Origin of the sequence: Cellulomonas sp. (assembly GCF_035634735.1) — a bacterium.
Classification (GTDB): domain Bacteria; phylum Actinomycetota; class Actinomycetes; order Actinomycetales; family Cellulomonadaceae; genus Cellulomonas.
Map to the genome: position 1 here is coordinate 14479 of NZ_DASQCJ010000100.1, position 24626 is coordinate 39104.

At 77.4% G+C, this 24626-nt stretch carries 23 protein-coding genes; 13 read left to right on the top strand and 10 right to left on the bottom strand.

Features of this window, described 5'->3' with window-relative positions:
- Positions 1 to 90 precede the first annotated feature (90 nt).
- The gene (aztD, locus tag VER05_RS08805) at positions 91 to 1449 is read right to left on the bottom strand and encodes a zinc metallochaperone AztD (protein WP_324844991.1); all 1359 of its coding nucleotides are present in this window, start codon (positions 1447 to 1449) and stop codon (positions 91 to 93) included.
- A 161-nt stretch (positions 1450 to 1610) separates the two neighbouring features.
- Positions 1611 to 2609, bottom strand: coding sequence for an aldo/keto reductase (locus tag VER05_RS08810; RefSeq protein ID WP_324844992.1), 999 nt, complete (start codon positions 2607 to 2609; stop codon positions 1611 to 1613).
- Between the two features lie 92 nt (positions 2610 to 2701).
- Between VER05_RS08810 and VER05_RS08815 the strand changes: the two genes are divergently transcribed.
- Together VER05_RS08815 and VER05_RS08820 are read left to right on the top strand one after the other, a co-directional pair.
- On the top strand, positions 2702 to 3115 hold the full coding sequence (locus VER05_RS08815; RefSeq protein WP_324844993.1) for a MerR family transcriptional regulator: 414 nt from the start codon (positions 2702 to 2704) through the stop codon (positions 3113 to 3115).
- Between the two features lie 34 nt (positions 3116 to 3149).
- Entirely contained in the window at positions 3150 to 4994 is a 1845-nt protein-coding gene (locus tag VER05_RS08820) for a sodium:proton antiporter (RefSeq protein ID WP_324844994.1), read from the top strand.
- A 32-nt stretch (positions 4995 to 5026) separates the two neighbouring features.
- Here VER05_RS08820 and VER05_RS08825 read toward each other — a convergent pair whose 3' ends face one another.
- The 3 genes from VER05_RS08825 to VER05_RS08835 form a co-directional block, all read right to left on the bottom strand.
- A complete protein-coding gene (locus VER05_RS08825) occupies positions 5027 to 5722 on the bottom strand; it encodes a DUF305 domain-containing protein (protein WP_324844995.1) in 696 nt (231 codons plus the stop codon).
- Positions 5719 to 6360 (bottom strand): DUF3105 domain-containing protein, encoded by a 642-nt coding sequence (locus VER05_RS08830; RefSeq protein ID WP_324844996.1) that lies wholly within the window; start codon positions 6358 to 6360, stop codon positions 5719 to 5721. Before VER05_RS08830 ends, VER05_RS08825 begins: the two co-directional genes overlap by 4 nt.
- A 70-nt stretch (positions 6361 to 6430) precedes the next feature.
- Positions 6431 to 8725, bottom strand: coding sequence for a bifunctional diguanylate cyclase/phosphodiesterase (locus VER05_RS08835; RefSeq protein ID WP_324844997.1), 2295 nt, complete (start codon positions 8723 to 8725; stop codon positions 6431 to 6433).
- Between the two features lie 118 nt (positions 8726 to 8843).
- Between VER05_RS08835 and VER05_RS08840 the strand changes: the two genes are divergently transcribed.
- The 5 genes from VER05_RS08840 to VER05_RS08860 are packed head-to-tail and all read left to right on the top strand — an operon-like array spanning position 8844 to position 13953.
- Positions 8844 to 10028 (top strand): PP2C family protein-serine/threonine phosphatase, encoded by a 1185-nt coding sequence (locus VER05_RS08840; RefSeq protein WP_324844998.1) that lies wholly within the window; start codon positions 8844 to 8846, stop codon positions 10026 to 10028.
- Positions 10025 to 11995, top strand: a complete 1971-nt coding sequence (locus VER05_RS08845; protein WP_324844999.1) for a glycosyltransferase family 2 protein — start codon at positions 10025 to 10027, stop codon at positions 11993 to 11995. The genes VER05_RS08840 and VER05_RS08845 overlap by 4 nt, the downstream gene beginning before the upstream one ends.
- Positions 11996 to 12014: 19 nt before the next feature.
- Entirely contained in the window at positions 12015 to 12350 is a 336-nt protein-coding gene (locus VER05_RS08850; protein WP_324845000.1) for an STAS domain-containing protein, read from the top strand.
- Positions 12337 to 12762 carry an ATP-binding protein gene (locus VER05_RS08855; protein WP_324845001.1) on the top strand — a complete coding sequence of 142 codons (426 nt, stop codon included), beginning with the start codon at positions 12337 to 12339 and terminating at the stop codon, positions 12760 to 12762. Before VER05_RS08850 ends, VER05_RS08855 begins: the two co-directional genes overlap by 14 nt.
- A 15-nt stretch (positions 12763 to 12777) precedes the next feature.
- Positions 12778 to 13953: a PP2C family protein-serine/threonine phosphatase gene (locus tag VER05_RS08860; protein WP_324845002.1), complete on the top strand. Its 1176-nt coding sequence runs from the start codon at positions 12778 to 12780 to the stop codon at positions 13951 to 13953.
- 57 nt (positions 13954 to 14010) lie between these two features.
- Here the strand turns inward: VER05_RS08860 and VER05_RS08865 are convergent, their stop codons facing one another.
- Positions 14011 to 14529 (bottom strand): metallophosphoesterase family protein, encoded by a 519-nt coding sequence (locus tag VER05_RS08865; protein ID WP_414647591.1) that lies wholly within the window; start codon positions 14527 to 14529, stop codon positions 14011 to 14013.
- A complete protein-coding gene (locus VER05_RS08870; RefSeq protein WP_324845003.1) occupies positions 14526 to 16619 on the bottom strand; it encodes a SpoIIE family protein phosphatase in 2094 nt (697 codons plus the stop codon). Before VER05_RS08870 ends, VER05_RS08865 begins: the two co-directional genes overlap by 4 nt.
- Positions 16620 to 16973: 354 nt before the next feature.
- Here VER05_RS08870 and VER05_RS08875 point away from each other — a divergent pair, with 354 nt between their 5' ends.
- Both VER05_RS08875 and VER05_RS08880 read left to right on the top strand, forming a co-directional pair.
- A complete protein-coding gene (locus VER05_RS08875) occupies positions 16974 to 17618 on the top strand; it encodes a hypothetical protein (protein ID WP_324845004.1) in 645 nt (214 codons plus the stop codon).
- Positions 17619 to 17728: 110 nt separating this feature from the next.
- Positions 17729 to 18469, top strand: coding sequence for a YcnI family protein (locus VER05_RS08880; RefSeq protein WP_324845005.1), 741 nt, complete (start codon positions 17729 to 17731; stop codon positions 18467 to 18469).
- 113 nt (positions 18470 to 18582) lie between these two features.
- Here the strand turns inward: VER05_RS08880 and VER05_RS08885 are convergent, their stop codons facing one another.
- Complete coding sequence (locus tag VER05_RS08885) at positions 18583 to 18789, bottom strand: hypothetical protein (protein WP_147797151.1); 207 nt, start codon at positions 18787 to 18789, stop codon at positions 18583 to 18585.
- Between the two features lie 229 nt (positions 18790 to 19018).
- Between VER05_RS08885 and VER05_RS08890 the strand changes: the two genes are divergently transcribed.
- Entirely contained in the window at positions 19019 to 19423 is a 405-nt protein-coding gene (locus tag VER05_RS08890; RefSeq protein ID WP_324845013.1) for a MarR family winged helix-turn-helix transcriptional regulator, read from the top strand.
- Between the two features lie 23 nt (positions 19424 to 19446).
- Here the strand turns inward: VER05_RS08890 and VER05_RS08895 are convergent, their stop codons facing one another.
- Positions 19447 to 19935 (bottom strand): MarR family winged helix-turn-helix transcriptional regulator, encoded by a 489-nt coding sequence (locus VER05_RS08895; protein WP_324845006.1) that lies wholly within the window; start codon positions 19933 to 19935, stop codon positions 19447 to 19449.
- 101 nt (positions 19936 to 20036) lie between these two features.
- Between VER05_RS08895 and VER05_RS08900 the strand changes: the two genes are divergently transcribed.
- Together VER05_RS08900 and VER05_RS08905 are read left to right on the top strand one after the other, a co-directional pair.
- Positions 20037 to 20981 carry an LLM class flavin-dependent oxidoreductase gene (locus VER05_RS08900; RefSeq protein WP_324845007.1) on the top strand — a complete coding sequence of 315 codons (945 nt, stop codon included), beginning with the start codon at positions 20037 to 20039 and terminating at the stop codon, positions 20979 to 20981.
- Positions 20978 to 23329: an LLM class flavin-dependent oxidoreductase gene (locus tag VER05_RS08905; protein WP_324845008.1), complete on the top strand. Its 2352-nt coding sequence runs from the start codon at positions 20978 to 20980 to the stop codon at positions 23327 to 23329. Before VER05_RS08900 ends, VER05_RS08905 begins: the two co-directional genes overlap by 4 nt.
- Positions 23330 to 23764: 435 nt before the next feature.
- Here VER05_RS08905 and VER05_RS08910 read toward each other — a convergent pair whose 3' ends face one another.
- A complete protein-coding gene (locus tag VER05_RS08910) occupies positions 23765 to 23908 on the bottom strand; it encodes a hypothetical protein (RefSeq protein WP_324845009.1) in 144 nt (47 codons plus the stop codon).
- 130 nt (positions 23909 to 24038) lie between these two features.
- Here VER05_RS08910 and VER05_RS08915 point away from each other — a divergent pair.
- Positions 24039 to 24626 (top strand): hypothetical protein (locus VER05_RS08915; RefSeq protein WP_414647592.1); only part of this gene is annotated, 588 nt, incomplete at its 3' end.

The following is a 24626-nucleotide window of genomic DNA, read 5'->3' on the forward strand; positions in this document are numbered from 1 at the left end:
GGTCGGGGTGCGCGCGAGTGGAGCGTCCTGCCCGGACACGCCGGGCGTGTCGGGCAGGACGCTCCACTCGAGCAGGGGGCGGGGCGGAGGTCAGCCCTCGGCGCCCTCGTCCTCGTGCGCGTGGTCGTGGTCCTCGTCGCCGTGCTCGCCGTGCTCGCCGTGCTCGCCGTGCTCGTCCGCGCCGTGCTCCGCCACGGCGCCCGAGACGCCCGCGATCTCGTTCGGCGTCACCTCGAGCTCGGCCGACAGCCAGACCTCGCCGGTCTCGACGTCGACCGCGTGCACCGAGCTCGTCGCCGGGTCGGTGATGTAGGCCGAGCCGTCCAGGACCGTGATCGCCGGGCGGGACTGCTGCCACTCCTCCGGCTCCTCCCAGGCGTCGATCACCGGGACGGACCGCACGACCGTGCCGGACTCCGGGTCGATGACGTGCAGCGCGCCGTCGGTGCCGAGCACCAGCGCCTCGCCGGCGTCGCCGCGGGCGAGCGAGCGGAAGGTGTAGGAGGCCGGCAGGTCGACCAGGCGGATCGACGCGTCGCGGGTGTCGATCAGCGAGACCCGGGTCGGGCGCTCCAGGTCGGCGTCCGGGTCGGACTTGTAGTCGCCCAGGACGTAGGGCGAGGCCTCCGAGCCCGCCTGGTTGCCGATGCGGCCGTAGGCGTCGGGGGCGGTGACCTTGGTCAGCGCGCCGCCGGACCAGATCACGGCGCCGTCCTCGCAGCCGATGACGACGGCCTCGTCGGCGGCGACCGCCTCGCCGTGCACGCCGGGGCAGGTGTCGATCGCGGCGATCTCGGTGTTCTCCGCGTCGAGCACCCGGACGCCGGTGCGCGCGTCCTCGTCGCCCTCGGAGACGACCAGGGTGCCGTCGGTCAGCTCGACCGCGACGCCGTGGTGCGCGGACGGCGTCGTGTAGTCGCGGGTCGCGGCGTCCGGGTCGGCGAGCGCGTCGGAGTCGACGACGGTGACCTGGCCGGTGCCGTCGTCGAACAGCGCGGTGCGGCCCTCGTGCCGGACGGCGTGGCCGGGCTTCTCGGCCGGCCACAGCACGTCGGTGAGCACGGGCTCGCCGGTGAACGAGTGGGTGTGGTCGCCGTGCGGCTCGGTCCAGGTGCCGGCGTCGAGCACCTGGAACCCGCCGGTGGTGGACACCAGGACGTGCCGCTCGTCGCCGGCCGGGTTCAGCCGGTTGAAGCCCGCGAGCTCGATGTCGGAGACGACCTCGAGCGTGTCGGCGTCGAGCACCTGGATGCCGCCGTCGTAGGTGAGCGCGAGGCGGGGCTTCGCGGTGGCGACCTCGGTCGCGGCGGGGGCGGCCGTCTCCTCGGTGGTCGCGGACGGCTCCGCGGCGGCGTCGCCGGACTGGCCGCAGGCGGCGAGCAGCGCCGCGGCCACGCCGAGGCCGAGCGCCCCGGCGAGTCGGGGGCGGGTACGGGTCGAAAGGGTCATCTGGGGGGCCGGCGGTCGCGGGGCCCGTGCGGGCGCACGGGTGCCCTCGCCGCCGTCTCCTCTCCGGTCGCGGGTCGGTGATCAGCGCGATCACGCTAACACAACTGATACTCAGTCTCATTACCGCGCGAGCGCAGCACCCGACCGGCGCCCGCCGCCCGTCACCAGGCCGCGTCGAGCCGCTCCCGCGCCGCGGCGGGCAGCACGAGCCGGACGCCCGCCATCGCCGTCGCGAGCTGGTCGAGGCTGCTCACCCCGGCCACCGGCGCGACCCGCGGCGCCCCGCCCGCGAGCCACGCGAGCACCACCGCGCTCCGGCTCGTGCCCAGCTCCGCCGCGACCTCGGCGAGCACCGCCAGGCGCCGCGCGGTCCCGGGGTGGTCGAAGCCGTCGGGGACCGGCCGGTCCGCGCGCTCGTACGCCCCCGACATCAGCGGGCTGTACGCCCACAGGCCGACGGCGGGGTTCGCCTCCGCGTAGTCGAGGACCTCGTCGGTGATCCAGCCGAACCGGTGGTCGTGCTCGTGGTCCCGCACCATCGGGCGCGGCTGCAGGTAGGAGTAGCGCAGCTGCAGGCCGGTCGGCTCCGCGAGGCCGCGCGCCCGGGCCAGCCCGGCGGCGCGCTCGACCCGCCACAGCGCCGTGTTCGAGAACCCCCACGCGCCCACGACCCCGTCGGCCACCAGGCCGCCGAAGCCCTCGACGACCTCCGGCAGCGGCGTCGTGCGGTCGTCGCGGTGCGCCCAGAACAGGTCGACGCGGTCGACCCCCATCCGGTCCAGGCTCTGCCGCGCCACGGACCGCACGACGTCCGCGCCGAGCCCGGTGGTCCGCTCCGGGAACGAGCCGGGCCACAGGGGCTCGCAGCCGACCTTGGTGGCGATCCGGACCCGGTCGCGCATGCCGGGGCGCGCGGCGAGCCAGCGGCCCAGCACGGGCTCGCTCTGGCCGCCGCGGCCGGAGTCGTCGGCCCAGAACGCGTAGCAGTCGGCGGTGTCGATCCACACGCCGCCCGCCTCGACGTACGCGTCGAGCAGGTCGAAGGACTCGGCGTCGTCGTGCCGGGTGCCGAACAGCATGGCGCCGAGCGCGATCGGCGGGACGGGGGTCGGGGCGGGGGTGTCGGAGGGGGCGGGGCCGCGGGGCGGGGTCGTCGTCATGCGCGCCAGCGTGCTGGCTGGAGCGCGCTCCAGCGCAAGGCCCGGCGCCGAACCCGCCCCGCGCGCGGCCGCGCCGCGCCACACTGGCGACCGTGACCACCTACGCCCCGGCCGACGCCGCCCGGCGCTCCGGCTTCAGCCTCGACACCCTCCGCTACGACGAGAAGATCGGCCTGGTCCGCGGCGTCCGGCGGGACGCGGCCGGCCGCCGGCTGTACGACGACGCCGACCTGGACTGGCTCGGCGTGCTGCGCTGCCTGCGGGACACCGGCATGCCGATCGCGACCATGCGCCGGTACGCGGGGCTCGCGCTGGCCACCGGCCCGGGCGCCGACGCGACGGTGCCGGAGCGGCTCGCGCTGCTGGAGGCCCACGCCGAGCACGTAGCCTCGACCCTCGAGCTGCTGCTGCACCAGCAGGAGCACCTCGCGGAGAAGATCGAGCACGACCGCGGCCTCGTGCGGGCCGCGGACCCGGCCCCCGCGGGCGCGCGGTCCGCGGGCTGAGCGCGCGGCCGGCGGCCACGGAGGGGCGGAGCGCATGGACCTGCTGCTGATCGGGGTGATCGGCGCCGTCGCGGTGGTCACGGTCACCGCCCTGGCCCCGCGGGTGGGGGTGTCCGCCCCGCTGCTGCTGGTGGCCCTCGGCGTCGGGATCAGCCTGCTGCCCGTGGTGCCGGCGGTCGAGATCGAGCCCGAGTGGATCCTCGCCGGCGTGCTGCCGCCGCTGCTCTACGCGACCTCGGTGTCGGTGCCGACGATGGACTTCCGGCGCGACCTCACGGCGATCAGCGGCCTGTCCGTGCTGCTCGTGGTCGCGACGTCGGTGGTGCTGGGCCTGATCTTCTCCTGGCTGATCCCGGACGTGACGCTCGCGACCGGCATCGCCCTGGGCGCCGTCCTGAGCCCGACCGACGCGGTCGCGACCTCGATCGTGCGGAAGTCCGGGGTGAGCCCGCGCATCGTCACGGTGCTGGAGGGCGAGAGCCTGCTCAACGACGCCTCGGCCCTGGTGCTGCTGCGCTCGGCAATCGCGGCGACGGCGGCCTCCGTGACCCTCTGGGAGGTCGCGACCGACTTCGTGTACGCGGTGGTCGTGGCGGTCGCCATCGGCGGCCTCGTCGGCAAGGTCAGCCTCTGGGTGCGCACCCGGGTGGCCGACCCGCACCTGACGACCGCGATCTCGTTCATCGTGCCGTTCGTCGCGTACATCCCCGCGGAGCACCTGAACGCCTCCGGGCTGGTCGCGACCGTCGCCGCCGGGCTGGTCGCCGGGTCGGGCAGCGTGCGGCTGCGGCCGCAGGACCGGATCGCCGAGGCGGCGAACTGGCGGACGCTCGAGCTGCTGCTCGAGGGCGCGGTGTTCCTGATCATGGGGCTGGAGCTCTACGGCCTGGTCGCCGAGGTCCAGGCGGACCACGGCCACCTGTGGACCGCGGTCGGGCTGGGCGTGCTGTCCGCGGTCGTGGTGCTGGTCGTCCGCACCGGCTACGTCGCCTACCTGCTGTCGCGGCTGTCCCGCCGGGCGCGGCGCGGCGTCACGGTGCGGGGCTACCTCAGCGCGCTGAACGACCGCGCCGACTCGCTCGCCACCCTCACCCGGGAGGACCTGGCCGCGCGCCGGATCCCGGGCGCGCCGCCGGCCGGGGCCGCCCCGCGGGCCACCACGGCGCCGGTCGACGCGGCGCAGGTGCGCGGGGTGCTCGGCCGCCGCCGCCGGCCGCGCCTCGGCCGGGACGACGCCCCCGAGGTCCGCGGCGTGCGGCTGCGGCACCGGATCACCCGCCGGATCGCCGACATCGACTACCTGCAGGCCGAGCACCTCGGGCCCCGCGAGGGCGCGATCCTGGTGTGGGCGGGCATGCGCGGCGTCGTCACGCTCGCCGCGGCGCAGTCGCTGCCGCGGGACACCCCGCACCGCGCGCTGCTGCTGCTGGTGGCGTTCGTCGTCGCGGCCGGCACGCTCCTGGTGCAGGGCGGCACCCTCGGCTGGCTGGTCCGCCGCCTCGGCCTGGGCCGCGACGGCGCCGACGAGCGCGCCGAGGTGGACCGGCTGGCGGGGGAGATGGCGGTGGCGGCCGCGGCCCTGCTCGGCGACCCCGACCTGCGCCGGCCCGACGGGAGCCCGTACGACGCGGCGGTCCTGGAGAAGGCCCGGCGGATCGCCGAGCGGCAGGGCGCCGAGCTCGACGAGGACGAGGAGGCCGAGGACCGTGCCTCCGCGTCCGCCCAGGTGCGCGAGCTGCGGCTGGCCGTGCTGGACGCGCAGCGGGAGGCGCTGCTCCAGGTCCGCGACCTCGGCACCGCGAGCTCGGGCGCGCTCACCGAGGCGCTGCGCGTGCTGGACGCGGACCAGATCAGCCTGGAGCTGCGCGAGCGGGGCTAGGGGACCCGCGCACGCCGATGCCGCGGCGGCGGTCAGGGGACCGGGCCGCCCCGGGCGTCCAGCATGTCCTGCAGCGCGGTCAGCTCGCGCTCCTGGGACGTGACGATGTTCCGGGCCAGTGCCACGACCTGCGGGCGCTGCGCGTGCTCGACGGCGTACTCCGCCATCTCCACGCCGCCCTGGTGGTGCGGGATCATCAGCTGCAGGAACAGCCGGTCCGCCTCGGCGCCGGTGGCCGCCGTGAGCCGGGCGAGGTCCTCGCGGGACACCCAGCCGGGCATGGCGGCGTAGCCGGCGGCAGCGGTCGCGCCGGCCCCGTGGCCGTGCTCCGAGCCCGTCATCCAGGCCATCGGCGCCGCCGACGCGGCGGCGGGCAGGCCCCAGGTCGACAGCCAGCCGGCCATCTGGCCGATCTGGTTCTGCTGGGTCAGCAGGATGTCGAGCGCGACCGTCCGCACCTCCTCGTCGGTGCTGCGGTCCCGCACCAGCACCGCGAGGTCGACGGCCTGCGCGTGGTGCGCCTGCATGTCCCGGGCGAACCCGGCGTCGACCGAGCCCTCACGAGCGGCCGTGAGCGCCGGCTGCCGCGCGAGCAGGGCGCCGCCCAGCGCGCCGAGCACGAGCGCAGCGACGGCCACGACGGCGAGCACCGCGCGCCCGTGCCCCCGGCCCGCGGGTGCGGGGTCCGGCGCCACGGGCGCGTCGGCGCGCAGGTCCTCCGAAGTCACGCCGGGGTGCCCACGCCGCTCGAGCAGGGCGCGCCGACCTCGGCGAGCTCGGGGTTGAGCAGGTACTTCTGGATGAAGATCGGCAGCCGCTCGTCGTCGACGGAGTCGACCTTGAGCTGGTAGCCCCAGGCGCTCACGGCGACGGCGGAGTCGAGGCCCTCGTAGGGGGAGACCAGGACGTACGACTGGTTGTCCGCGAAGGCCTGCAGCGTCGCGACGTCCTCGGCGGGGAGCGCGGGGTCGTAGGTGATCCAGACGGCGCCGTGCTCGAGCGAGTGCACCGCGTTCTCGTTCGGCACCGGCTCGGTGTACACGCCGCAGTTCAGCCACGCGGCGTTGTGGTCGCCGCCGGCCGGCGGGGACTGCGGGTAGTCGACGGCGGTCGTGACGTGGTTGAACGTGAGGCCGTCGAACGCCTCGACGCCCTCGATGTCGGCGTCCGCCTGCGCCTCGAGGGCGGCCTTGTCGCGGCCGGCGTCGACGATGACCCAGGCGCTGACGCCCACGAGGGCGAGCACGAGCACCCCGGCGATCGAGCCGATCCAGACGGCGCGGCCGCGCTCCTTCTTGCGCTGCTCGGCTCGGACGGCGGCCAGGCGGGCCTGGCGCTCGGCCGCGGTGGGACGGCGGTCGGGCATGGGGTGCTCCTCGGGTCGGTCGGCGCGGCCCGGGGGCCGGTCGGTCCGGCGAGAATACTTGAAGGGTCTACTAATTGACAGGCGCCCCGGCACCCAGGCGCGCGTCCAGCGCCGCCGCCGGTGCGGGCCTGCCCAGCGCCCAGCCCTGCGCCGCGTCGCACCCCAGCCCCCGGAGCAGGGCGAGCGTGCGGTCGTCCTCGACGCCCTCCGCGACCACGTGCATGCCCAGCGCGTGCCCGAGGTCGACGGTCGAGCGGAGGATCTCCGCGCACACCCGGTCGTCGGCCGCCGGGGCCACGAACGCCCGGTCGACCTTGAGGACGGTGAACGGCAGGCGGCGCAGGTAGTCGAGCGACCCGTAGCCGACGCCGTAGTCGTCCACCGCGAGCCGGACGCCGAGGTCCGCGAGCGCGCGCAGCGTCCGGCCGGCCTGCGCGGCGTCCCGCATCGCCATCGTCTCCGTGACCTCGAGCCCGAGCGCGTCCGGGGGCAGCCCGTGCCGGTCCAGCGCCGCGCGGACGTCGCCGACCAGCCGCGGGTCGTCCAGGTCGTGCGCGGACACGTTGACGGACACCGCGAACGTCCCGGCGCCGCCCGCGCGCCACCGGGCGCACTCCGCCAGCGCGACGTCGAGCACGTGCAGCGTCACCGGGCGGACGAGCCCGGTCCGCTCGGCGGCGGGCACGAACGCGTCCGGGCCGAGCAGACCGTGCCGGGGGTGCTGCCAGCGCACCAGGGCCTCGGCCCCCTCGACGCGCCCGCCCGCCACCGTCACCACCGGCTGGAAGTGCACCACCAGCTCGCCGCACGCGGCGGCCGCGGGGAGCCGGCGCAGCAGGTCGGCCTCGCACAGCGCGGGCGCGGGCGGCCCGCCGTCGGCGCCGCGCTGGGCGGGGACCCCGGGCACCCCCGCCGCCCCGGGCCCGCCGGCGTCCACCGCGACGCGCTCGTCGCCGCGCCGGGCCGCCGCCAGCGCCGCGTCGGCGCGCGCGACGAGCGCGTCCGCCGCGGCGGGTCGCCCCGCCGCGACGGCGGCGCCCACCAGCGGGCGGACGGACAGGTCGAGCCCGCCCGCCGGCAGCGGCGGGCAGAGCCGGGCGACGAGCCGGTGCGCCGCCCGCTCCGCCTCCGCGGGCCCCGCGACGTCCAGCCCGACCGCGAACACGTCCCGCGCCAGCCGCGCCGGCGTCCCGCCCTCCGCGGCCTCCGTGCCCAGCACGGCGCCGACGGCGCGCAGCAGGTCGTCGGCCACGGCGTGCCCCAGCGTCTGCGCCACGTCGCGGTAGCCGTCCAGGGCGACGAGCAGCACGGCGGGGACGGTGCCCGCGGGGGCCTCGCCGGGCGCCGCCTCCAGCCGGCGCGCGAGACCGGTCGCGTTGGCGAGGCCGGTGAGGGGGTCGGTCACGGCGACGTGCTCCAGCCGGGCGTGCTGCCGGCGCATGGCCCGCAGGACCCCGCCGAACCGGAGGAGGAACGCCGCGATCACGACGATGGCGGCGACGCACACCTCCGCCAGGTGCACGGGGAGCCCGCGGGCCGCCTCGAGGGCGGCCGTGCCCGGCAGCACGCAGACCGAGACGCCGAGGAGCATCAGGTAGCCGGTGCCGAGGTCGCCGTCGGCCCGCGGGGGAGCGACCCGGCCGGCGGACGCGTGCCGCGCGGCGCCCGCGAGCAGCACGTACCCGGCGAGCCAGAGCGAGTCGAGCAGGTGCACCCGCGCGTCGAGCGCCGGCCAGCCGGGGGCGAGCAGGAACAGCTCGTCGGCCAGCAGGATGGCCAGCACGCCCCAGGTCGACAGCCGCAGCGCCGGCGGGCGGGTCCCGGCGGCCGTGGCGGCGCGGGCGAGGAGCACGAGCAGCACGGCGTCGCCGACGGGGTAGGCCGCGCCGACCGCGGTGCCCAGGGGGTCGGCGGCCCAGCCGGACAGCGTCGGCTCGAGGACCAGCAGCCAGAGGACGAGGAGGGCGCCGCTCGTCACCAGCAGCGCGTCGAGCAGCCAGGTCGGCCGCCGGCCCCGCGGCGCGGGGAACGCCCGCACCAGCCCTGCGGCGAGCAGCGGGTAGGACGCGACGTACGCCAGGTCGGCCACGGAGGGGAACGGCTCGACGCCCAGCCCGCGCTCCAGGAGGGTCCACAGGGCGTCGCCGACCACCCAGGCGACGAGCCCGAGCGCCAGCAGCCGCCAGGCGCGCCGCTGCGGCCCGGCCACCCGGCCCGCGGCTCGGTAGGCCCGCGCGGCGCACACCGCGCCGACGCCCACGTAGAGCAGGTCCCGCAGGGTCCCGGGCGGCAGCACGGCGTGCGTCACCAGCGCGGCGACGGCGACGGCGACCGCGAGCGGTGGGACGGGGACACGGTGCTGCACGGACACTCCATCGGCACGGCCCGCCGCTCCTTGACCCGTCAGGCGGGTGGACTCCGCGGGCCCCGCCCGTCCTGCAGGTCAGGGTGGCGGTGGGTAGGGTCACGCCGGGGGGTGAGGCATGGGCGAGACCGGACGGGGCGACGCGGACGAGGCACGACGCGTCGCGGCGCTGCGCGAGCTCGACGTGCTCGACACGCCCCCGGAGGAGCGGTTCGACCGGGTGACCCGGCTGGCGCAGCAGCTGTTCGACGTCCAGATGGCGTTCGTCTCGCTGGTGGACGCCGACCGGCTGTTCCTCAAGTCGCGGCAGGGCACCGTCGTCCGCCAGACGCCGCGGGACGGGATGTTCTGCGCCGTCGCCGTCGAGCAGCCCGCGACGCTGGTCGTCGCCGACGCCGCCCTGGACCCCCGGTTCGCGGTGGCCCCGTTCGTCACGGGCGAGCCGCACATCCGGTTCTACGCCGGGCGGCCGCTCGCGACCCCGGCCGGCGAGCGCGTCGGCACGCTGTGCCTGATGGACCGCCGGCCGCGGGAGTTCTCCGCCGAGGACGAGGCGCTGCTGACCGACCTGGCCGCGTGGGTGGAGAAGGAGCTGTCCGCCGACGCCGAGCTCGGGCGCGCCGCGGAGGTGCAGCGGGGGCTGCTGCCGACCGCGGCCCCCGAGGTGCCGGGCTGGGACCTGGCGGGCGCCTGCCTGCCCGCGCACGGGGTGGGCGGCGACTTCTACGACTGGCAGCTGGCCCCGGGGCGGCTGCTGCTGACCCTCGCCGACGTGATGGACCGCGGCCTGGGCGCCGCGATCATCGCCGCGACCGTCCGGTCCGTGCTGCGCGGGGTCGGCCGGCACGAGGACGTGGGGGACGCGGTGGCGCTCGCGGAGCGGGTGCTCGAGCCCGACCTGGACCGCGCCGGCGCGTTCGTGACCGCGTTCCACGCGGAGCTCGACCCGGCGACCGGGGTGCTGCGGTACGCCGACGCGGGCCACGGGCTCGCGGTGCTGCGCACGTCGGACGGGGCCCTGCGGCGGCTGCCCGCGCAGGGGCCGCCGCTCGGCGTGGTCGTGGGGGAGCCGCGCGTCGCCGCGGAGGTGGCGCTCGCGCCCGGCGACACCCTGGCCGTCCTGAGCGACGGCGTGCTCGAGCGCGGCGACCGGGCGCTGGACCCGGAGGACGTGCTGGCGGCGCCGCTCGGCGCGGCCACGTCGGCGGCGGACGCCGTGGCCCGCGTGCTCGCGGCCGCCGGCACCGCCACGGACCGCCCCGACGACCTGACCGTCGTGGTGCTGCGGAGGGAGAACGGATGAGGCAGCAGCTCGTGCTGCGGGTCGGCGTGGTGCTCACGCTCGTGCTGGGCGTGAACTACATCGCCTGGCGCTGGCTCGACTCGGTGAACTGGTCGGCGTGGTGGATCGCCGTGCCGCTGGTGATCGCGGAGACGTACTCGCTGATCGACGTCGGGCTGTTCGGCATGACGATGTGGAAGGCCAGGCGGCGCGACGACCCGCCGGCCCCCGCGCCCGGGATCACGGTCGACGTGTTCGTCACGACCTACAACGAGCCCGTGGAGCTGGTGCTGCGGACCGCCGAGGCCGCGCGGGACATCGCGTACCCGCACCGGACCTGGGTGCTCGACGACGGCTCCCGCCCGGACCTGGCCGCCGCCGCGCGGGCCGCCGGCGTGGGGTACATCCAGCGCTCCGAGGACTGGACCGACCGGCCGCGGCACGCCAAGGCCGGCAACCTCAACAACGCGCTGTTCCAGACCGACGGCGAGTTCCTGCTGATCCTCGACGCGGACCAGATCCCCGAGCCCGAGATCCTGGACCGCGTCCTGGGGTACTTCGAGGACCCGGCCGTCGCCCTGGTGCAGACGCCGCAGTTCTTCACCAACGTCACCTCGGCCGACCCGCTCGGCAGCCAGGCGCCGCTGTTCTACGGCCCGATCCAGCAGGGCAAGGACGGCTGGAACGCCGCGTTCTTCTGCGGGTCGAACGCGGTGCTGCGCCGGGACGCGCTCATGCAGCTCGGCCTGGTCGGGTACGTGCGGGAGACCGAGCGGTCGGTGCGCGAGGCGCTGCACGCGTCGCGCCGGCTGCTCGACCGCGCGCAGCGCGACGCCCCGGACGCCGCCCAGGCGGCGGTGCTGCACGAGGTCCAGGACGCGGCCGCGCGGGCGCTCGGGCAGCTCGACGCCGGCGAGCCGCTGTCCGACGTGACCTACGCCTTCCAGCGGGAGGTCGACGGCATCTCCGCGCAGGTGGTGGCCCGGGACGTCGCGAGCATCCAGGAGGACCTCGCCGCGATCGCGGCGCTGCCGATCGCCCGGGACGACGAGATCGGCGCCGTCGTCGTCGACGAGCCCGCGCTGGCCCGGCTCGCCGACCGCGAGTGGTCGCCGCTGGGCGCGATCGAGTCGGTGCAGGCCCTGGTGCGGGCGGTCGACGTCGACCGGTCCTCCGAGGCCCAGGCCGTGATGCCGGTCGCCACGCTGTCCGTCACCGAGGACATGGCGACCGCGATGCGGCTGCACGCGCTCGGCTGGAAGACCGTCTACCACCACGAGAGCCTCGCGCACGGCCTGGCCCCCGAGGACCTCGGCACGATGATGACCCAGCGGCTGCGCTGGGCGCAGGGCACCATGCAGGTGATGCTCAAGGAGAACCCCCTGGGCGTCCGGGGGCTCAAGGTCGGCCAGAAGCTCATGTACTTCGCGACCATGTGGTCCTACCTGTCCGGCTTCGCCGCGCTGGTCTACCTGGCCGCGCCGATCATCTTCCTGTGCTTCGGCGTGCTGCCCGTGACGGCGTGGAGCCGGGACTTCTTCGAGCGGTTCATCCCGTTCTTCCTGGCCAGCCAGCTGCTGTTCCTGGTCGCGGCGCGGGGCGTCAAGACCTGGCGCGGCCAGCAGTACGCGCTCGCGCTGTTCCCCGTGTGGATCAAGGCCGTCTGGACCGCGGTGGCGAACGTCTGGTTCGGCCGTCCGCTGGGCTTCGCCGTGACCCCCAAGGTCCGGCCCGACGGCTCGCCGAGCCAGTGGCGGCTCGTGTGGCCGCAGCTGCTCGCCATGGCGCTGCTGGTCGTGGCGGCCGTCATCGGGATCGTCCGGGCGTCGCTCGGGCTGTCCCTGTGGGTCGGCACGACGGTGAACCTGCTGTGGGTGGTGTACGACCTGGTGGTGCTCAGCGTGGTGGTGCAGGCGCTGCGCTACCGCGGCTTCACCGGGCCCGACGCGAGCCCGCCGCCCAGCGCGCGGCGCCGGGGCATCGCATGACGACGACGAGGAGGACTCGATGGAGCTGACGACCGACCAGCGCGAGGATGCGGCGGTGCTGCACGTGCAGGGGCGGCTGACGATGGCCGCCGCGGGCGAGCTGAAGGCCGCCGTGGACCGGGAGGTGGCCGAGGGGCGGACGCTCGTCGTGGTGGACCTGGCCGGGACGGCGTTCCTGGACTCGTCCGGGCTGGGCGCGCTCGTCGGCGGCCTGCGCTCGGCGCGCGCCGCCGGGGGCGACCTGCGGATCGCGGGCGTCGGCCAGCAGGTCCGCACGGTGCTCGAGCTCACGACGATGGACCGGGTGCTGCGCCCGTACGCGACCGTCGAGGACGCGGTCGGTGCCGGGCGCTGACGGGGCCGTCGAGCTCCGCGTCGACGGCCCCGCGGAGCTCGGCTGGCTCGAGGAGGTGCACGACGCCCTGGCGCGCCTCTGGCAGGCCGCGCCGGAGGTGCCCGACCTGGACCGGCTGCGGTTCGAGACCGCCGTGATCGAGATCGCGACCAACGTGGTGCGGCACACCGTCCCGGTCGGCGACGGGCCGGTCCGGGCGAGCGTGCTGCTGCGCGCCGACCCCGGCCGGCTCGCGGCCGAGCTCACGGACGACGGCGCGCCCGTGCGGGTGGACCTCGACCCGGACCCGGTGGACGACTTCGCCGAGAGCGGCCGGGGCATCGCGCTGGTGCTGCGGGCGGTGGACAGCCTGAGCCTGGCCCGCGAGGGGGACCGGAACACCTGGCGGCTGGCCCGGCACCGGTCGGCGTGACGTACGGTCGTGCCGATGGCCTCCGACACCCTGCACCTGGAAGACGACCGCGTCGCTGCGCTGCACCGGCTCGGCGTGCTCGACACCCCCGCCGAGGACCGGTTCGACCGCGTCGTCCGGCTCGCCCGGCAGCTGTTCGGCGTCTCGACCGCGATCGTCTCGCTCGTGGACCGCGAGGTCGTCGTGCACAAGGCGATGGCCGGCTTCGACGAGCCGGTCGTGCCCCGCGAGGACTCGTTCTGCGGCACGACCGTCCGCGAGGACCGGATGCTCGTCGTGCCCGACGCGGCCCAGGACGAGCGGTTCCGCGACAAGCCGTTCGTCGTCGGCGACGGCGGCCTCCGGTTCTACGCCGGCCAGCCGCTCGTCGCGCCCGGCGGCTACCGCGTCGGCACGCTGTGCATCGCCGACCAGCAGCCCCGGCAGTTCGACGCGGACAGCGCCTCGCTGCTGCGCGACCTCGCCGCGTGGGTCGAGAAGGAGCTCGTGATCGACTCCGAGCTCGAGCGCGCGGCCCAGGTGCAGGCGGGGCTGCTGCCCCGCTCCGCCCCGGTGGTTCTGGGGTACGAGGTCGCGGGCGCGTGCCTGCCCAGCCGGGCCGTGGGCGGCGACTTCTACGACTGGTCGGCGACCGACGGCGGCGTCGTGCTCAGCCTGGTCGACGTCATGGGCAAGGGCGCGGGCGCCGGGATCATGGCCGCGTCGATCCGCGCGGTGCTGCGCGGGTCCGCGCACGGCGCCGACGTCGCGCAGTCCCTGCTGTACGCCGGGGCGATCCTGCACTCCGACCTGTCGGGCGCCGGGTTGTTCGCCACCGCGTTCCACGCCGCCCTGGACGCCGCGTCGGGGGAGGTCCGCTACGCCGACGCGGGCCACGGGCTCACCGTGGTGGTGCGCGCCGACGGGACCGACGAGCGGCTGCCGGCGACCGGGCTGCCGCTCGGGGTGCTGGACGAGGAGGCCCGCGAGCAGCGGACCGCGCACCTGGGCCCGGGCGACCTGCTCGTGACGTTCTCCGACGGCGTGCTCGACCTGGTCGACGGCACGCTCGCGGGGCTGCCGCCGGTGGTGGCGGCCGTGCGCGGGGTCGGCTCCGCGGACGCGGCCGTCGAGGCGGTGCTGCGGCTCGCGGCCGACGCCGCCGAGCGGCCGGACGACATCACGGTCGTGGCGGTGCGCCGGGCGGACTGAGGCCCGGGGCGGGCGCGGGGGTCCGCCGCGGGCCGGCGCCCGGCGGCGCGGCCGGGATCAGGCGCGCGGGGGCACCGGGTGCAGCACCACGTCGTGCAGCGCCCCGCCGCTCGCGCGGGCCGTCAGGTAGGTCCCCGCGGGCTGCCGGCGGCGGTCCGTGGGCGAGCCCGGGTTCAGCAGCCGCAGACCGCCGGGCGCGACGGTGTCCCACGGGATGTGGCTGTGGCCGAACACCAGCACGTCCGCGTCGGGGTACGCCGCCGCGCACCGCGCCTCGCGGCCGGCGGCCTGCCCCGTCTCGTGGACGACCGCGAACCGCACGCCGCCCAGCTCCGCCCGCGCCACCTCCGGCAGCCGGGCGCGCAGGTCGGCGCCGTCGTTGTTGCCCCAGCAGCCCACCACGCGGCGGGCCCGCGCCTCCAGGGCGTCGAGCAGCGCCACGTCGACCCAGTCGCCCGCGTGCAGCACCACGTCCGCGGCGTCGACCGCGTCCCAGACCACCGGGGGCAGGTCGCGGGCGCGGCGGGGGACGTGGGTGTCGGCGAGCAGCAGCAGGTCCACGGCGGCCTCCGTCACGCGGCCCGGCGCAGCGCCACGACGGTGAGGTCGTCCGCGGGGTGCCGCGGGTCGACCAGCGACAGCACGGCGTCGGCGGCCTGCTCCGCGGTGCGGGTGCCGCGGACCGCGTGCCCGACCTGGTCGAGGTCCCCCAGCGAGCCTCCGAGCGCGTCGAGCACGCCGTCGGAGAACGTCACCAGCAGCTCGCCGGGGGCGAGCCGCGCGCGGGCGGTGACCCGGTCGGGGCCCGGCGCGATCCCCAGCGGCAGCCCGGTCGCCGACAGCCGGCGCGCCGTGCCGTCCTCGCCCACGATGAGGGACAGCCCGTGGCCCGCGTCCGTGTAGGACACCTGGCCGTCCGCGGCGTCGACGAACGCCCGGAACATCGTCACGAACGCGCCGGCGTTGGCGAGGTCCGCGGTCATGGCCCGCTCGGTCGCGACGAGGGTGCCGGCGACGTCGTGCAGCGCGGGCTGCGCGTGCAGCACGGACCGGGTGGTCGCGGCGAGGATCGCCGCCGCCGGGCCCTTGCCCATCACGTCCGCGAGCGTGACCACCAGCCCGTCCGTCACCGCCTGCCAGTCGTAGAAGTCGCCCCCCACCGACCCGGCGGGCACGAACCGCGCGGCGAGGTCCAGCCCGGGTACGTCGAGCACGCGCGACGGCAGCAGGCTCGCCTGCACCTGGGCCGCCCGGCGCAGCTCGGTGCGCTCGACCGTGACGTCGCGGAGCACCGTCACGGCGCCGCCGCCCGCCCCGGCCGGCAGCGGCGAGGCCGAGAACGTGACGATCCGCGGCTCGGTCGCGCCCGGCACCCGCACGAGGAGGTCGGCGTCGCGCACCTGCTCGCCCGCGAGCGCCCGCCGGAACGGGAGCTCCGCGTCCGGGACCGGGCTGCCGTCGAGCCGGGCGAGGTGCGCCAGGTCGGAGTCGCCGTCGGCCTGGGACGTCGGCCGGCCGGTGAGCAGCAGGCCCGCCGTGGGGTTGCGCACGACCACGCGGCCGGTCGCGTCGACCACCCGCACCCCCTCGGACATCGTGTCCACGACCGTCGCCAGCAGGGTCGCCTGCTCCTGCGCCCGGTCGCGGGCGGTCTGGAGGTCGGCGACCAGGCGCACGCGCTCGTCCCGGGCGATGGCGAGCGCCAGGCCGATCACGGTGACGAGGCCGACGTAGAGCTGCGCGATCGCCACCTGCGCGGTCGGGTCGGGCAGCTCCGAGAACGGCCCGGACCCGGCGAGGGTCAGCTGGATCGCCACCACGCCGCAGACCGTGGTGTGCAGGACGACCGAGCGCGTCGGCAGCCGGGAGCCCGCCCACACCGTGAGGCCGATCAGCGGGAACACCACCGCGAGCCAGTCGACCTGCACGAACCACACGACGTAGAGCAGCGGCGCGAGGAGCAGCGCGGCCAGGTAGTCGGCGCCCTTGCCCTCGGTCCACCACTCCACGCGCTCCTGGGCCGTGTGCCGCGCGGCCCGCCGATGCAGCCAGGCGCCGAGCGTGAAGCCCAGGGTGCCGATCCCGATGATCGCGACCGTGTTGCGGGCGCACCACAGCAGCGCCGTCCGCCAGGTCCACGGCTCGCCGCCCACGACGACCGCGAGCTCGACCAGGGGGGCGGAGACCGCGGAGCTGAGCGCGGCCCCGAGGACGAACCACCAGAGCTCGGGCACCCGGCGCAGCTGCTGGGTCCCGCGGGCGGCCCACACGGACGGCGCGCGCCGGGCGAGCACCCAGGCGCACACCACCGCCTGCACGGTCGCGGCGAGCGCCCCGATGACCGCCGTCGCGAGCGAGGCCCCGGTCGCCCCGACCACCACCCCGGTCGACAGCGCGAGCGCCAGCGGGTCCAGCCAGGGCCACGGGCGGCGGGCGCGCGCGACCAGCCACAGCACCGACACCCCGGCGGCCGGCCAGACGAGGCTCACCTCGGCGTCCGGGACGCGGGTGGCGCGGCCCAGCAGGCTGGCGGCGACGGTGAGCAGCGTGAACAGGAGCACCAGGCGGAGGTCGCCCGCGCTCGGCCGCCGGCGGATCCGGGGGAGGGGCGGCGGCGCCGCGTCGGGCGCCCCTGCGCCCTCGCCGACCTGCGGCTCCGTCGTCACGCGCCCTCCCCGGCTCTCGTCGGTCCCCCACCGAGCAGGCTACGTGGCCGGGGCCGCCGGCGCCCGCTCCTCCGGCCGCGCGGAGGAGGGGGCCGCGCTCGTGGCGTCGCTGCTGAGCGACGAGGCGTCGTCCAGCACGGGCAGCCTGCACCGGGTCGACGGCGGGTACCCGGCCGTCTCACCCGCGCCGGGGCGGGCGCCCGCGCACCGGGCGGGCGGGTCGCGCACCGGGCGGGCGGGCCGCGCACCGGGCGGGTCGGCCGCGCAGCGGGTGACCGGCGGGCGCCCGCCGCCCGGCCGGTCACCCGCTCCCGCCGGGACCTTCGTCCCGGCGATGCCGTAGCGTCGGCGCCTGTGGACCCGTCCGTGCAGCGTGCGCTCGTCGTGGGGCGCCTGCTCGGCGTCGCGGCGACCGTGCTCGCGCTCGGATCGGGCGCGCACGTGCTCGCCGGCGGCCACGCCCCGTCGTGGGGCGCCCTGGCGCTGATCGGCGCGCTCGTCCTCGTCGGCTCCGCCGCCCTCGCGCGGCGCCCGCTGACCGTGCGGCTGCTGCTGCCCGCCGCGGTCGCGGGCCAGCTCGCCGTGCACGCGGCGCTCACCTGGCTCTCGCCGGGTTCCGGCGCCGCGGCCGTGGGCGGGGCGCACCCCGGGCACGGGGCCGCGGTCGCCGCCGCGGCGCGCGTCCCGGTCGACGCCGCCGGGGCCGCCGCCGCGTCCGCCGCCGACCCGCACGCCGCCGGCGGACTCATGCTCGCCGCGCACGCCGCCGCGATGGCGGCGACCGTCCTGCTGCTCGTCGCGACCGACCGCGGCGTCCTCGCGCTCGCCCGCCGCTGGGCCGCGCTGCTGCCGGTGCTCGCCGGGGCGCTGCCGGGGCCGGTGGCCCCGCGGTCCCGTCCCCCGGTGCCGGACGTCGCCGCGCCGCGGCCGGTGCCCGCCCTGCGGGGCGGGGTCGCGCGGCGCGGGCCCCCCGGGGCGCTCCGCCCCCGCGTGGCCTGAGCCCCCGCACGCCGTGCGGCGGGGCCCGGTCGCGCCGTCCCCGCGCGCCCCGCCGCCGCCCCGCGGCGGCCCGGCGGCGCGCCCTCGCCGTACCCCTGAGGAGAACCACCGTGTCCGCAACCCCCCGCGCCCTCGCGCGCGCCGCCGCCGGCTCCGCGCTGGCCGCCACCCTCGTCCTCGGCTCCGCCGCCGCCGCGTCCGCGCACGTCCGCGTCGTCCCGGAGGCCACCGCCGCCGGCGGCTGGACCGTGCTGACGTTCCGCGTGCCCAACGAGTCGCCGACGTCCCCGACCACCCGCGTCACCGTCGACCTGCCGACGGACACCCCGCTGACGTCCGTCTCGACGCAGCCCGTGCCCGGCTGGACCGCCACCGTCGAGCGCGGCGACCTGCCCGAGCCGGTGGAGGTCGACGGCGCCACGATCACCCAGGCCCCGCTGAGCGTCACCTGGACCGCCGACGGCGCGGGCATCGGCGACGGCGAGTTCCAGCAGTTCGCGATCTCGGTCGGCCCGCTGCCCGCGGCCGGCACCGACCTCGTCCTGCCGGCGCACCAGGAGTACGCCGACGGCGAGGTCGTCGACTGGGACCAGGTCGCCGAGGGCGACGCCGAGCCGGACTACCCGGCGCCGACGTTCACGACCACCGAGGCGGCCGCGGACGGCCACGGCCACGGCGCGGCGGCCGCCGCCGACGAGGGCGGCTCGGACGACGCCGCCGCGGCGGGGGCGTCGGGCGACGGGGACGGCTCCGGCGCGCTGCCGGTCGTGCTCGGCGGCCTCGGCCTCGCGGCCGGGCTCGGGGCGCTCGTCGTGGCGCTGCTCGCGTGGCGGCGGGCCGGGGCGCGCTGACCCGAGGTCCCGCACGCACGGCGACGCCCCCGTGGCCGGCTCGGTCGCGGGGGCGTCGCCGTGCGCGGGAGCGGCCGGCCGTCGGTCGGCCGCCCGTGGGCCGTCGGGCGGCCTCAGTCCTCGACCGGGCGCTCCACGAGGTAGGACCGGCCGTCGGCGCCGACCACCCGGACGAACTCGGTGCGCAGCGCCTGGTCGCGCTCGCGGTCGGCCTCCGCGACCTCACGGTCGGGGGCCAGGGGGTCGCCGACCTGCGCCGGCCCGAACACGCTGAGCAGCGCCGCCTCGCGCCTGTCGTTCGCCCTGCCGATCTTGCCCATGGCTCGTCGCCCCGTCCGGTCTGATGATGAGTGCCCTCATCATATGCGCACGAACGATCCGCGCTAGCATCGTCGCGTGACCCGATCCGCCGAGCAGGCCGCCACTGCGCCGGTGGCCGCCGAGCCCGCGGCCGCCGGGCCCGCGGCCGACCTGCCCCCGGCCGGCCTGCCCGCGGTCGACCCGCCCGCGGTCGACCCGCTGGCCGTCGAGGCGCAGGTCTGCCTCGCGATGTCCGCCGCGGCCCGCGCGCTGGTCGCGTTCTACCGGCCGCTGCTCGAGCCGCTCGGGCTCACCCACCCGCAGTACCTCGCGATGCTCGCGCTCTGGCAGCACGGCGACCTCACGCTCAAGGCGCTCGCCGCGCTGCTGCACCTCGAGCCCGCGACGACGTCGCCGCTGGTCCGCCGGCTGGAGGCGCTCGGGCTGGTGGAGCGGGCGCGCGACGGCGCGGACGAGCGCGCCCTGGCCATCCGGCTCACCGACGCCGGCCGGGCGATGCGGGGGCGCGCCGTCGGCATCCCGGCCGCGATGGTCGACGGGCTGCGGCTCGACCTCGGCCAGGTGGCCCAGGTGCGGGAGGCGGCGCAGCTGCTGCTCGCGGCGTGCGAGGACGCGGAGACGCGCCGGGTCTGACGCGGCGGGGCCGTCGGGGCGGCTCAGCGCCCCAGCGCGTGCTCCACCGTCGTGCACGGGTCGCCGGTCTCGCGGTAGCCGCACGCCGCGCGGCGCAGCAGCTGCCCGACCGTGGCGCGGTCCGCCGGGTCCAGCGCGCCGAACACGTCGTCCTCCGCGACCGCCACCCGGTGCTCCAGCTCCGCGAGCAGCGCCTCGGCGCCCGGCGTCGGGTGCACCCGGCGCTGCCGGCGGTCGACCTCCGCCACCCGGCGCTCCACCAGCCCGGCGCGCTCCAGGTCGTCGATCAGGTACGTCATCACCGTGCGGTCGATGCCGAGGCTCGCCGCCAGCGCCGCCTGGCTCGGGTGCGCCCCGCGCACCACCTCGCGCAGCACCAGGAATCCGCGGAACCCGTGCGGCACCGCCTCGACGGCCGTCGTCATCGCCCGCTCGTACGCGCGGAGCAGCACGCCGAGCGACCACCCGAGGTCCGAGACCGGGTGCGTCGTCTGCTCGTCGGCCGCCGTCATGCCGGGAATCGTACGCCGGGTCACTCGGTTGAGCCAATCATCTGCACGACATACGATCGGACTCGCCGACGGATGCGGCGGCGGATCGAGACGAGGCGGACATGACGGACTACGGCCACGACCTGCTGTTCGGGTCGTTCATCACGCCGAGCAACGCGGCGCCCGAGCGCGTCGTCGGGCTCGCGCAGCTCTCGGAGCGGGCGGGGCTCGACCTCGCCACCTTCCAGGACCACCCGTACCAGCCGTCGTTCCTCGACACCTGGACCCTGCTGTCCTACGTCGCCGCGCGCACCGAGCGGATCACCCTCGCGCCGAACGTCGCCAACCTGCCCCTGCGGCCGCCCGCCGTCCTCGCCCGCTCCGTCGCCAGCCTGGACCTGCTGTCCGGCGGCCGCGTCGAGCTCGGGCTCGGCGCCGGCGGCTTCTGGGACGCGATCGAGGCCATGGGCGGGCGTCGGCTGACCCCGGGCCAGGGCGTCGACGCGCTGCGCGAGGCCATCGCCGTCATCCGCGCGCTGTGGGACACGGGCGAGCGCGCCCGCGTCGACCTGCCCGGCGACTACTGGCCGCTCGCCGGCGCGAAGCGCGGCCCGGCGCCCGCGCACCCCGTGGGCATCTGGGTCGGCGCCTACAAGCCGCGCATGCTCCGGCTCACCGGCGCGCACGCCGACGGCTGGCTGCCGTCGCTCGGCTACCTCAGCAGCCTTCAGGACCTCGACGACGCCAACGCGCGCATCGACGACGCCGCGCGGGCGGCCGGGCGCGACCCCCGCGCCGTGCGCCGGCTGCTGAACGTCGGCGGCCGGCTGTCCGCCCGGCGCAGCACGGACCTGCTCGCCGGCCCGCCGGAGCAGTGGGTCGAGCAGCTTGCCGTCCTCGCGCTCGAGCACGGCACCAGCGCCTTCATCGCCACCGGCGACGACCCGACCCTGCTCACCGTCCTCGGGCAGGAGATCGCCCCGGCCGTGCGCGAGCTCGTCGCCGCCGAGCGCGGCGGCTCGGCCGGCGCGGCGCCCGCGGCCCTCGTGGCGGGGGAGCGGGCGTGAGCGGCGTCGACCTCGGGCACCCCCTGCAGCTCGGCGTCGAGCTCCCCGCCTCGGCCGCCGACCCGGGCGCCGCGACACGGTTCGCGCGGCGGGCCGAGGAGCTGGGCCTGGACCTCGTGGTGGTGGCGGACGACCCGGACGGCGACGCGGGCGAGGTCGACGCGGTCGACGCGCTCGACGCGTGGACCGTGCTCGGGGCGGTCGCCGGCGCGACCTCTCGGGTCGACCTCGCGACCCGCGGCCTGCGCCTCGACGACCGGCCGCCCGCCGTGCTGGCGCGCGCCGTCGCGAGCCTGGACCATCTCGCGGGCGGCCGCGTGACGCCCGGGCTCGCGCCCGGGGCGGACGGCGGCGACCCGGACGAGGCGCTCGACGCGCTCGCCGAGGGGATCGACGTCCTGCGCGGCCTGTGGGCCGCCGCCGAGCCCGGCCCGCTCGTGCACGAGGGCCGGCACCACCGCGTCCCCGGCGCGCAGCGCGGGCCGTCGCCCGCGCACGACCTCGCACTGTGGCTGGGCGCGGGTCGCCAGCCCGTCGACCCCGGCCCGCGCGTGCTCGCCGCGCGGGTCGCCGACGGCTGGTGGCTGACCGTCCCGGCCGGTGCGACCTCGCCGGGCGGCGGAGCGCTGCCGGGCGCCACGACGGGGCCCGTCCCCGGTGCTGCCGGTTCCGCGGCGCGGCTCGACGCCGTGCGCCGCGAGCAGGCCGCCCTCGACGCGGACCTGGCGGCGGCGGGCCGCGACCCGCGGGAGGTCCGGCGCGGGCTCGTGCTCGACGCCCGGGCGCTGGGTCTCGGCGGCACCGACGGCGCTGCCGTCGTCGCGTCGGCCGTCGACCGCCTGGCCGCCCTCGTGCTGGACGCGGGCGTCGGCACCCTCGTCCTGGCGGGTGCCACCGAGGCGGTGCTGGACGCGTTCGCCGCCGACGTCGTCCCTGCGCTGCGCGACCGCGTCGCCGCCGCGCGCGCCGCCCGCGGCACCCGGGTCGGCACCCTCCGCAGCTCCGCCGTGCGGGCCGCCCGGGCCCCGGGCCTCGACTACGACGCCGTCCCGGCCGCGCTCGTCGGCACCGCCGTCGAGCCCGGCGACGCCGGGTACGCCGCCGTGCGGTCCACATACATGCGCGGCGGCCGGCCGGGGCTCGTCCTGCGGCCGGGCGACACCGCCGAGGTCGTCGAGGCGCTGGCCTGGGCCCGCACCCAGGACGTGCCGCTCGCGATCCGCAGCGGCGGGCACGGCATCAGCGGCCGGTCGACGAACGAGGGCGGCATCGTCCTCGACCTGTCCCGGATGAACGCGATCGAGGTGCTCGACGTCGCCACCCGGCGGGTCCGCATCCAGCCCGGCGCGCGCTGGGGCGAGGTCGCCGCCGCCCTGCACCCCCACGGCTGGGCCCTCACCTCCGGCGACTACGGCGGCGTCGGGGTCGGCGGCCTCGCCACCGCGGGCGGCATCGGGTTCCTGGTCCGCGAGCACGGCCTCACGCTCGACCACCTGCGCGCGGCCGAGGTCGTCCTCGCCGACGGCTCCGTCGTCCGGGCGAGCGAGGACGAGAACCCCGACCTGTTCTGGGGCGTGCGCGGCGCGGGGGCGAACCTCGGGATCGTCACGTCCTTCGAGTTCGAGGTCGACGAGGTCGGCGACGTGGGCTTCGCCCAGCTCGTCTTCGACGCCTCCGACACCGAGCAGTTCCTCGTCGACTACGGCGCGACCCTGGAGGCCGCCCCACGCGACACCACGGCGTTCCTCATCATGGGCCCGCCGCGCGGCGGCGTCGTCGCCGCACAGGTCATGGCGATGGTCGACTCCGACGACCCCGAGACCATCATCGAGCGGCTCAACCCGTTCGCCCGGATCGCGCCCCTGCTCCAGCAGCAGGTGCAGGTCGTGCCCTACCCGGCCGTCGTCTCCGTGCCCCAGCGGCACACCTCCGACGGCGAGCCGGTCACCCGGTCCGGCATGGCCGAGCACCTCACCCCGGAGCTCGCCGCCGACGCGGCCCGGCTGGTCCGCAGCGGCGCCACGCCGTTCTTCCAGATCCGTGCCGCCGGTGGAGCCGTGCACGACGTGCCCGCCGACGCCACCGCCTACGCCCACCGGTCGGCGAACTTCAGCATCGTCGCCATGGGGAGCAGCCGGCGGCGGATCGACGCGATCTGGGACGCCATGGCGCACCACTTCGACGGCGCCTACCTGTCGTTCGAGACCGACCCCCGGCCCGAGCGGCTCGCCGACGTCTACCCGGGGGCGACCCTGGAGCGGCTGCGCGCGCTGAAGCGGCGGTACGACCCCGAGGACGTGTTCCGGCACAACTACTCGGTCGCGGAGCCGCCCGCCGTCGTGGTCTGACCGGCGCTCGGGGTCGGGGTCGACCCCGAGGTCGTCCCGGGGTCGCGCCTCCGCCGCGAGGAGGAGGCCGTGCGCCCCGAGGGGGACCCCGTACGCCCGACGTCGGACCCGAAGATACGGCGCAGGGCCGATCCGCCGGGCGGGGTCGGCTTGCCAGGATGGAACCCGTCAGCACGTCGAGGGCCGGATCGAGGGGAAACCGTCATGTCGCCGCAGGTGTGGATCGTCGTCGCGGGCCTCGTGGCCGTGATCGTCGTCGTCGGCCTGGGCGACCTCGTCACCCGGGCCCGGGACGGACGCCTGCGCGTGCGCCGCTGACCCGCCGTGGGCGGTCGCCGGGAGGAGGGCCCGGCACCGCCCGCGAGGCCGTGGCTCGCGCCACGCAGGACGACGCCCGCGCCCCCGGGGGGAGGCGCGGGCGTCGTCGCGTGCGGGCTACTTGCCGATCTTGTCGTCGGCCTTCTTCTCGAGGTCGTCGATCGTGTCGGCGTTCCCACCGCCCGACTTCTTCGCGGCGGTGTCCCCGGCCTTCTCGATACCGGCGTCGCTCGCCTTCTCCGTCATGTCGTCCAGGCCCATGGCGCGGTCCTCTCGTCGCTTCGGATGGTGCGGCGGGTCGCCGGGCGGCCCGTCCCCGCCAGTGTCGGACGGGGCTCCGGCGGGCGCGACCGGGCCGGGGCGTGTCAGTGGTCGCCGATAGGGTCTTTCCATGGTTGACCTGCAGGAACACCCGGACGGCGACGTGGTCGCCGACCCGGTGCTGCCGGTCTACGCGGCGGACGGGACGTGCCTGACGGACTTCGGCCCGGACCCCGTGGTGACGGCCGGCCGGGCGCCTCGCACGTCGGAGCAGCGGCAGGTCGAGGCGATCGCGTCGTGCCCGCCCGGGCCGGTGCTGGACGCGTGGTTGCGGGGGTTGGACCAGCGGGTGGTGTCCCCGACGGTGCTGGTGGAGGTCGTCGCGGCGATCGACCGGATGGAGTCCCACCTGCACGCCCGCAAGCTGGCCGCGGTCGCCGAGCTCGCCAGCCGGGAGGAGATGCGCCCGGACTGGTCCCCGCTGGCCGGTGCCCCGCCGACGCAGACGAGCGTGGCGGGCGACGAGCTGGCGATGCGGCTGGGCTGGGCGCGGATGACCGCGAACCGGGTGGTGCGCCGGGCGGTCGTGCTGGACGGGCTGCTCGGCGCGACCGGGGAGGCGCTGGAGACGGGCCACGTCGACGCCGCCAAGGCCGAGGTGCTGGCCGCGGCGTTGACCGACCAGTCGTTCCAGGTCGCGCACGCCGTCGAGGACGCC

Excerpts from the sequence above, each read along its gene's own strand:
- VER05_RS08860 (WP_324845002.1), top strand. The coding sequence starts at position 12,778 with ATGGCCTCCGACACCCTGCACCTGGAAGACGACCGCGTCGCTGCGCTG.
- VER05_RS08820 (WP_324844994.1), top strand. The coding sequence starts at position 3,150 with ATGGACCTGCTGCTGATCGGGGTGATCGGCGCCGTCGCGGTGGTCACG.
- VER05_RS08910 (WP_324845009.1), bottom strand. The coding sequence starts at position 23,908 with ATGGGCCTGGACGACATGACGGAGAAGGCGAGCGACGCCGGTATCGAG.
- VER05_RS08840 (WP_324844998.1), top strand. The coding sequence starts at position 8,844 with ATGGGCGAGACCGGACGGGGCGACGCGGACGAGGCACGACGCGTCGCG.
- VER05_RS08895 (WP_324845006.1), bottom strand. The coding sequence starts at position 19,935 with ATGACGGCGGCCGACGAGCAGACGACGCACCCGGTCTCGGACCTCGGG.
- VER05_RS08850 (WP_324845000.1), top strand. The coding sequence starts at position 12,015 with ATGGAGCTGACGACCGACCAGCGCGAGGATGCGGCGGTGCTGCACGTG.
- aztD (WP_324844991.1), bottom strand. The coding sequence starts at position 1,449 with ATGACCCTTTCGACCCGTACCCGCCCCCGACTCGCCGGGGCGCTCGGC.
- VER05_RS08830 (WP_324844996.1), bottom strand. The coding sequence starts at position 6,360 with ATGCCCGACCGCCGTCCCACCGCGGCCGAGCGCCAGGCCCGCCTGGCC.
- VER05_RS08890 (WP_324845013.1), top strand. The coding sequence starts at position 19,019 with ATGTCCGCCGCGGCCCGCGCGCTGGTCGCGTTCTACCGGCCGCTGCTC.
- VER05_RS08900 (WP_324845007.1), top strand. The coding sequence starts at position 20,037 with ATGACGGACTACGGCCACGACCTGCTGTTCGGGTCGTTCATCACGCCG.
- VER05_RS08810 (WP_324844992.1), bottom strand. The coding sequence starts at position 2,609 with ATGACGACGACCCCGCCCCGCGGCCCCGCCCCCTCCGACACCCCCGCC.
- VER05_RS08845 (WP_324844999.1), top strand. The coding sequence starts at position 10,025 with ATGAGGCAGCAGCTCGTGCTGCGGGTCGGCGTGGTGCTCACGCTCGTG.
- VER05_RS08885 (WP_147797151.1), bottom strand. The coding sequence starts at position 18,789 with ATGGGCAAGATCGGCAGGGCGAACGACAGGCGCGAGGCGGCGCTGCTC.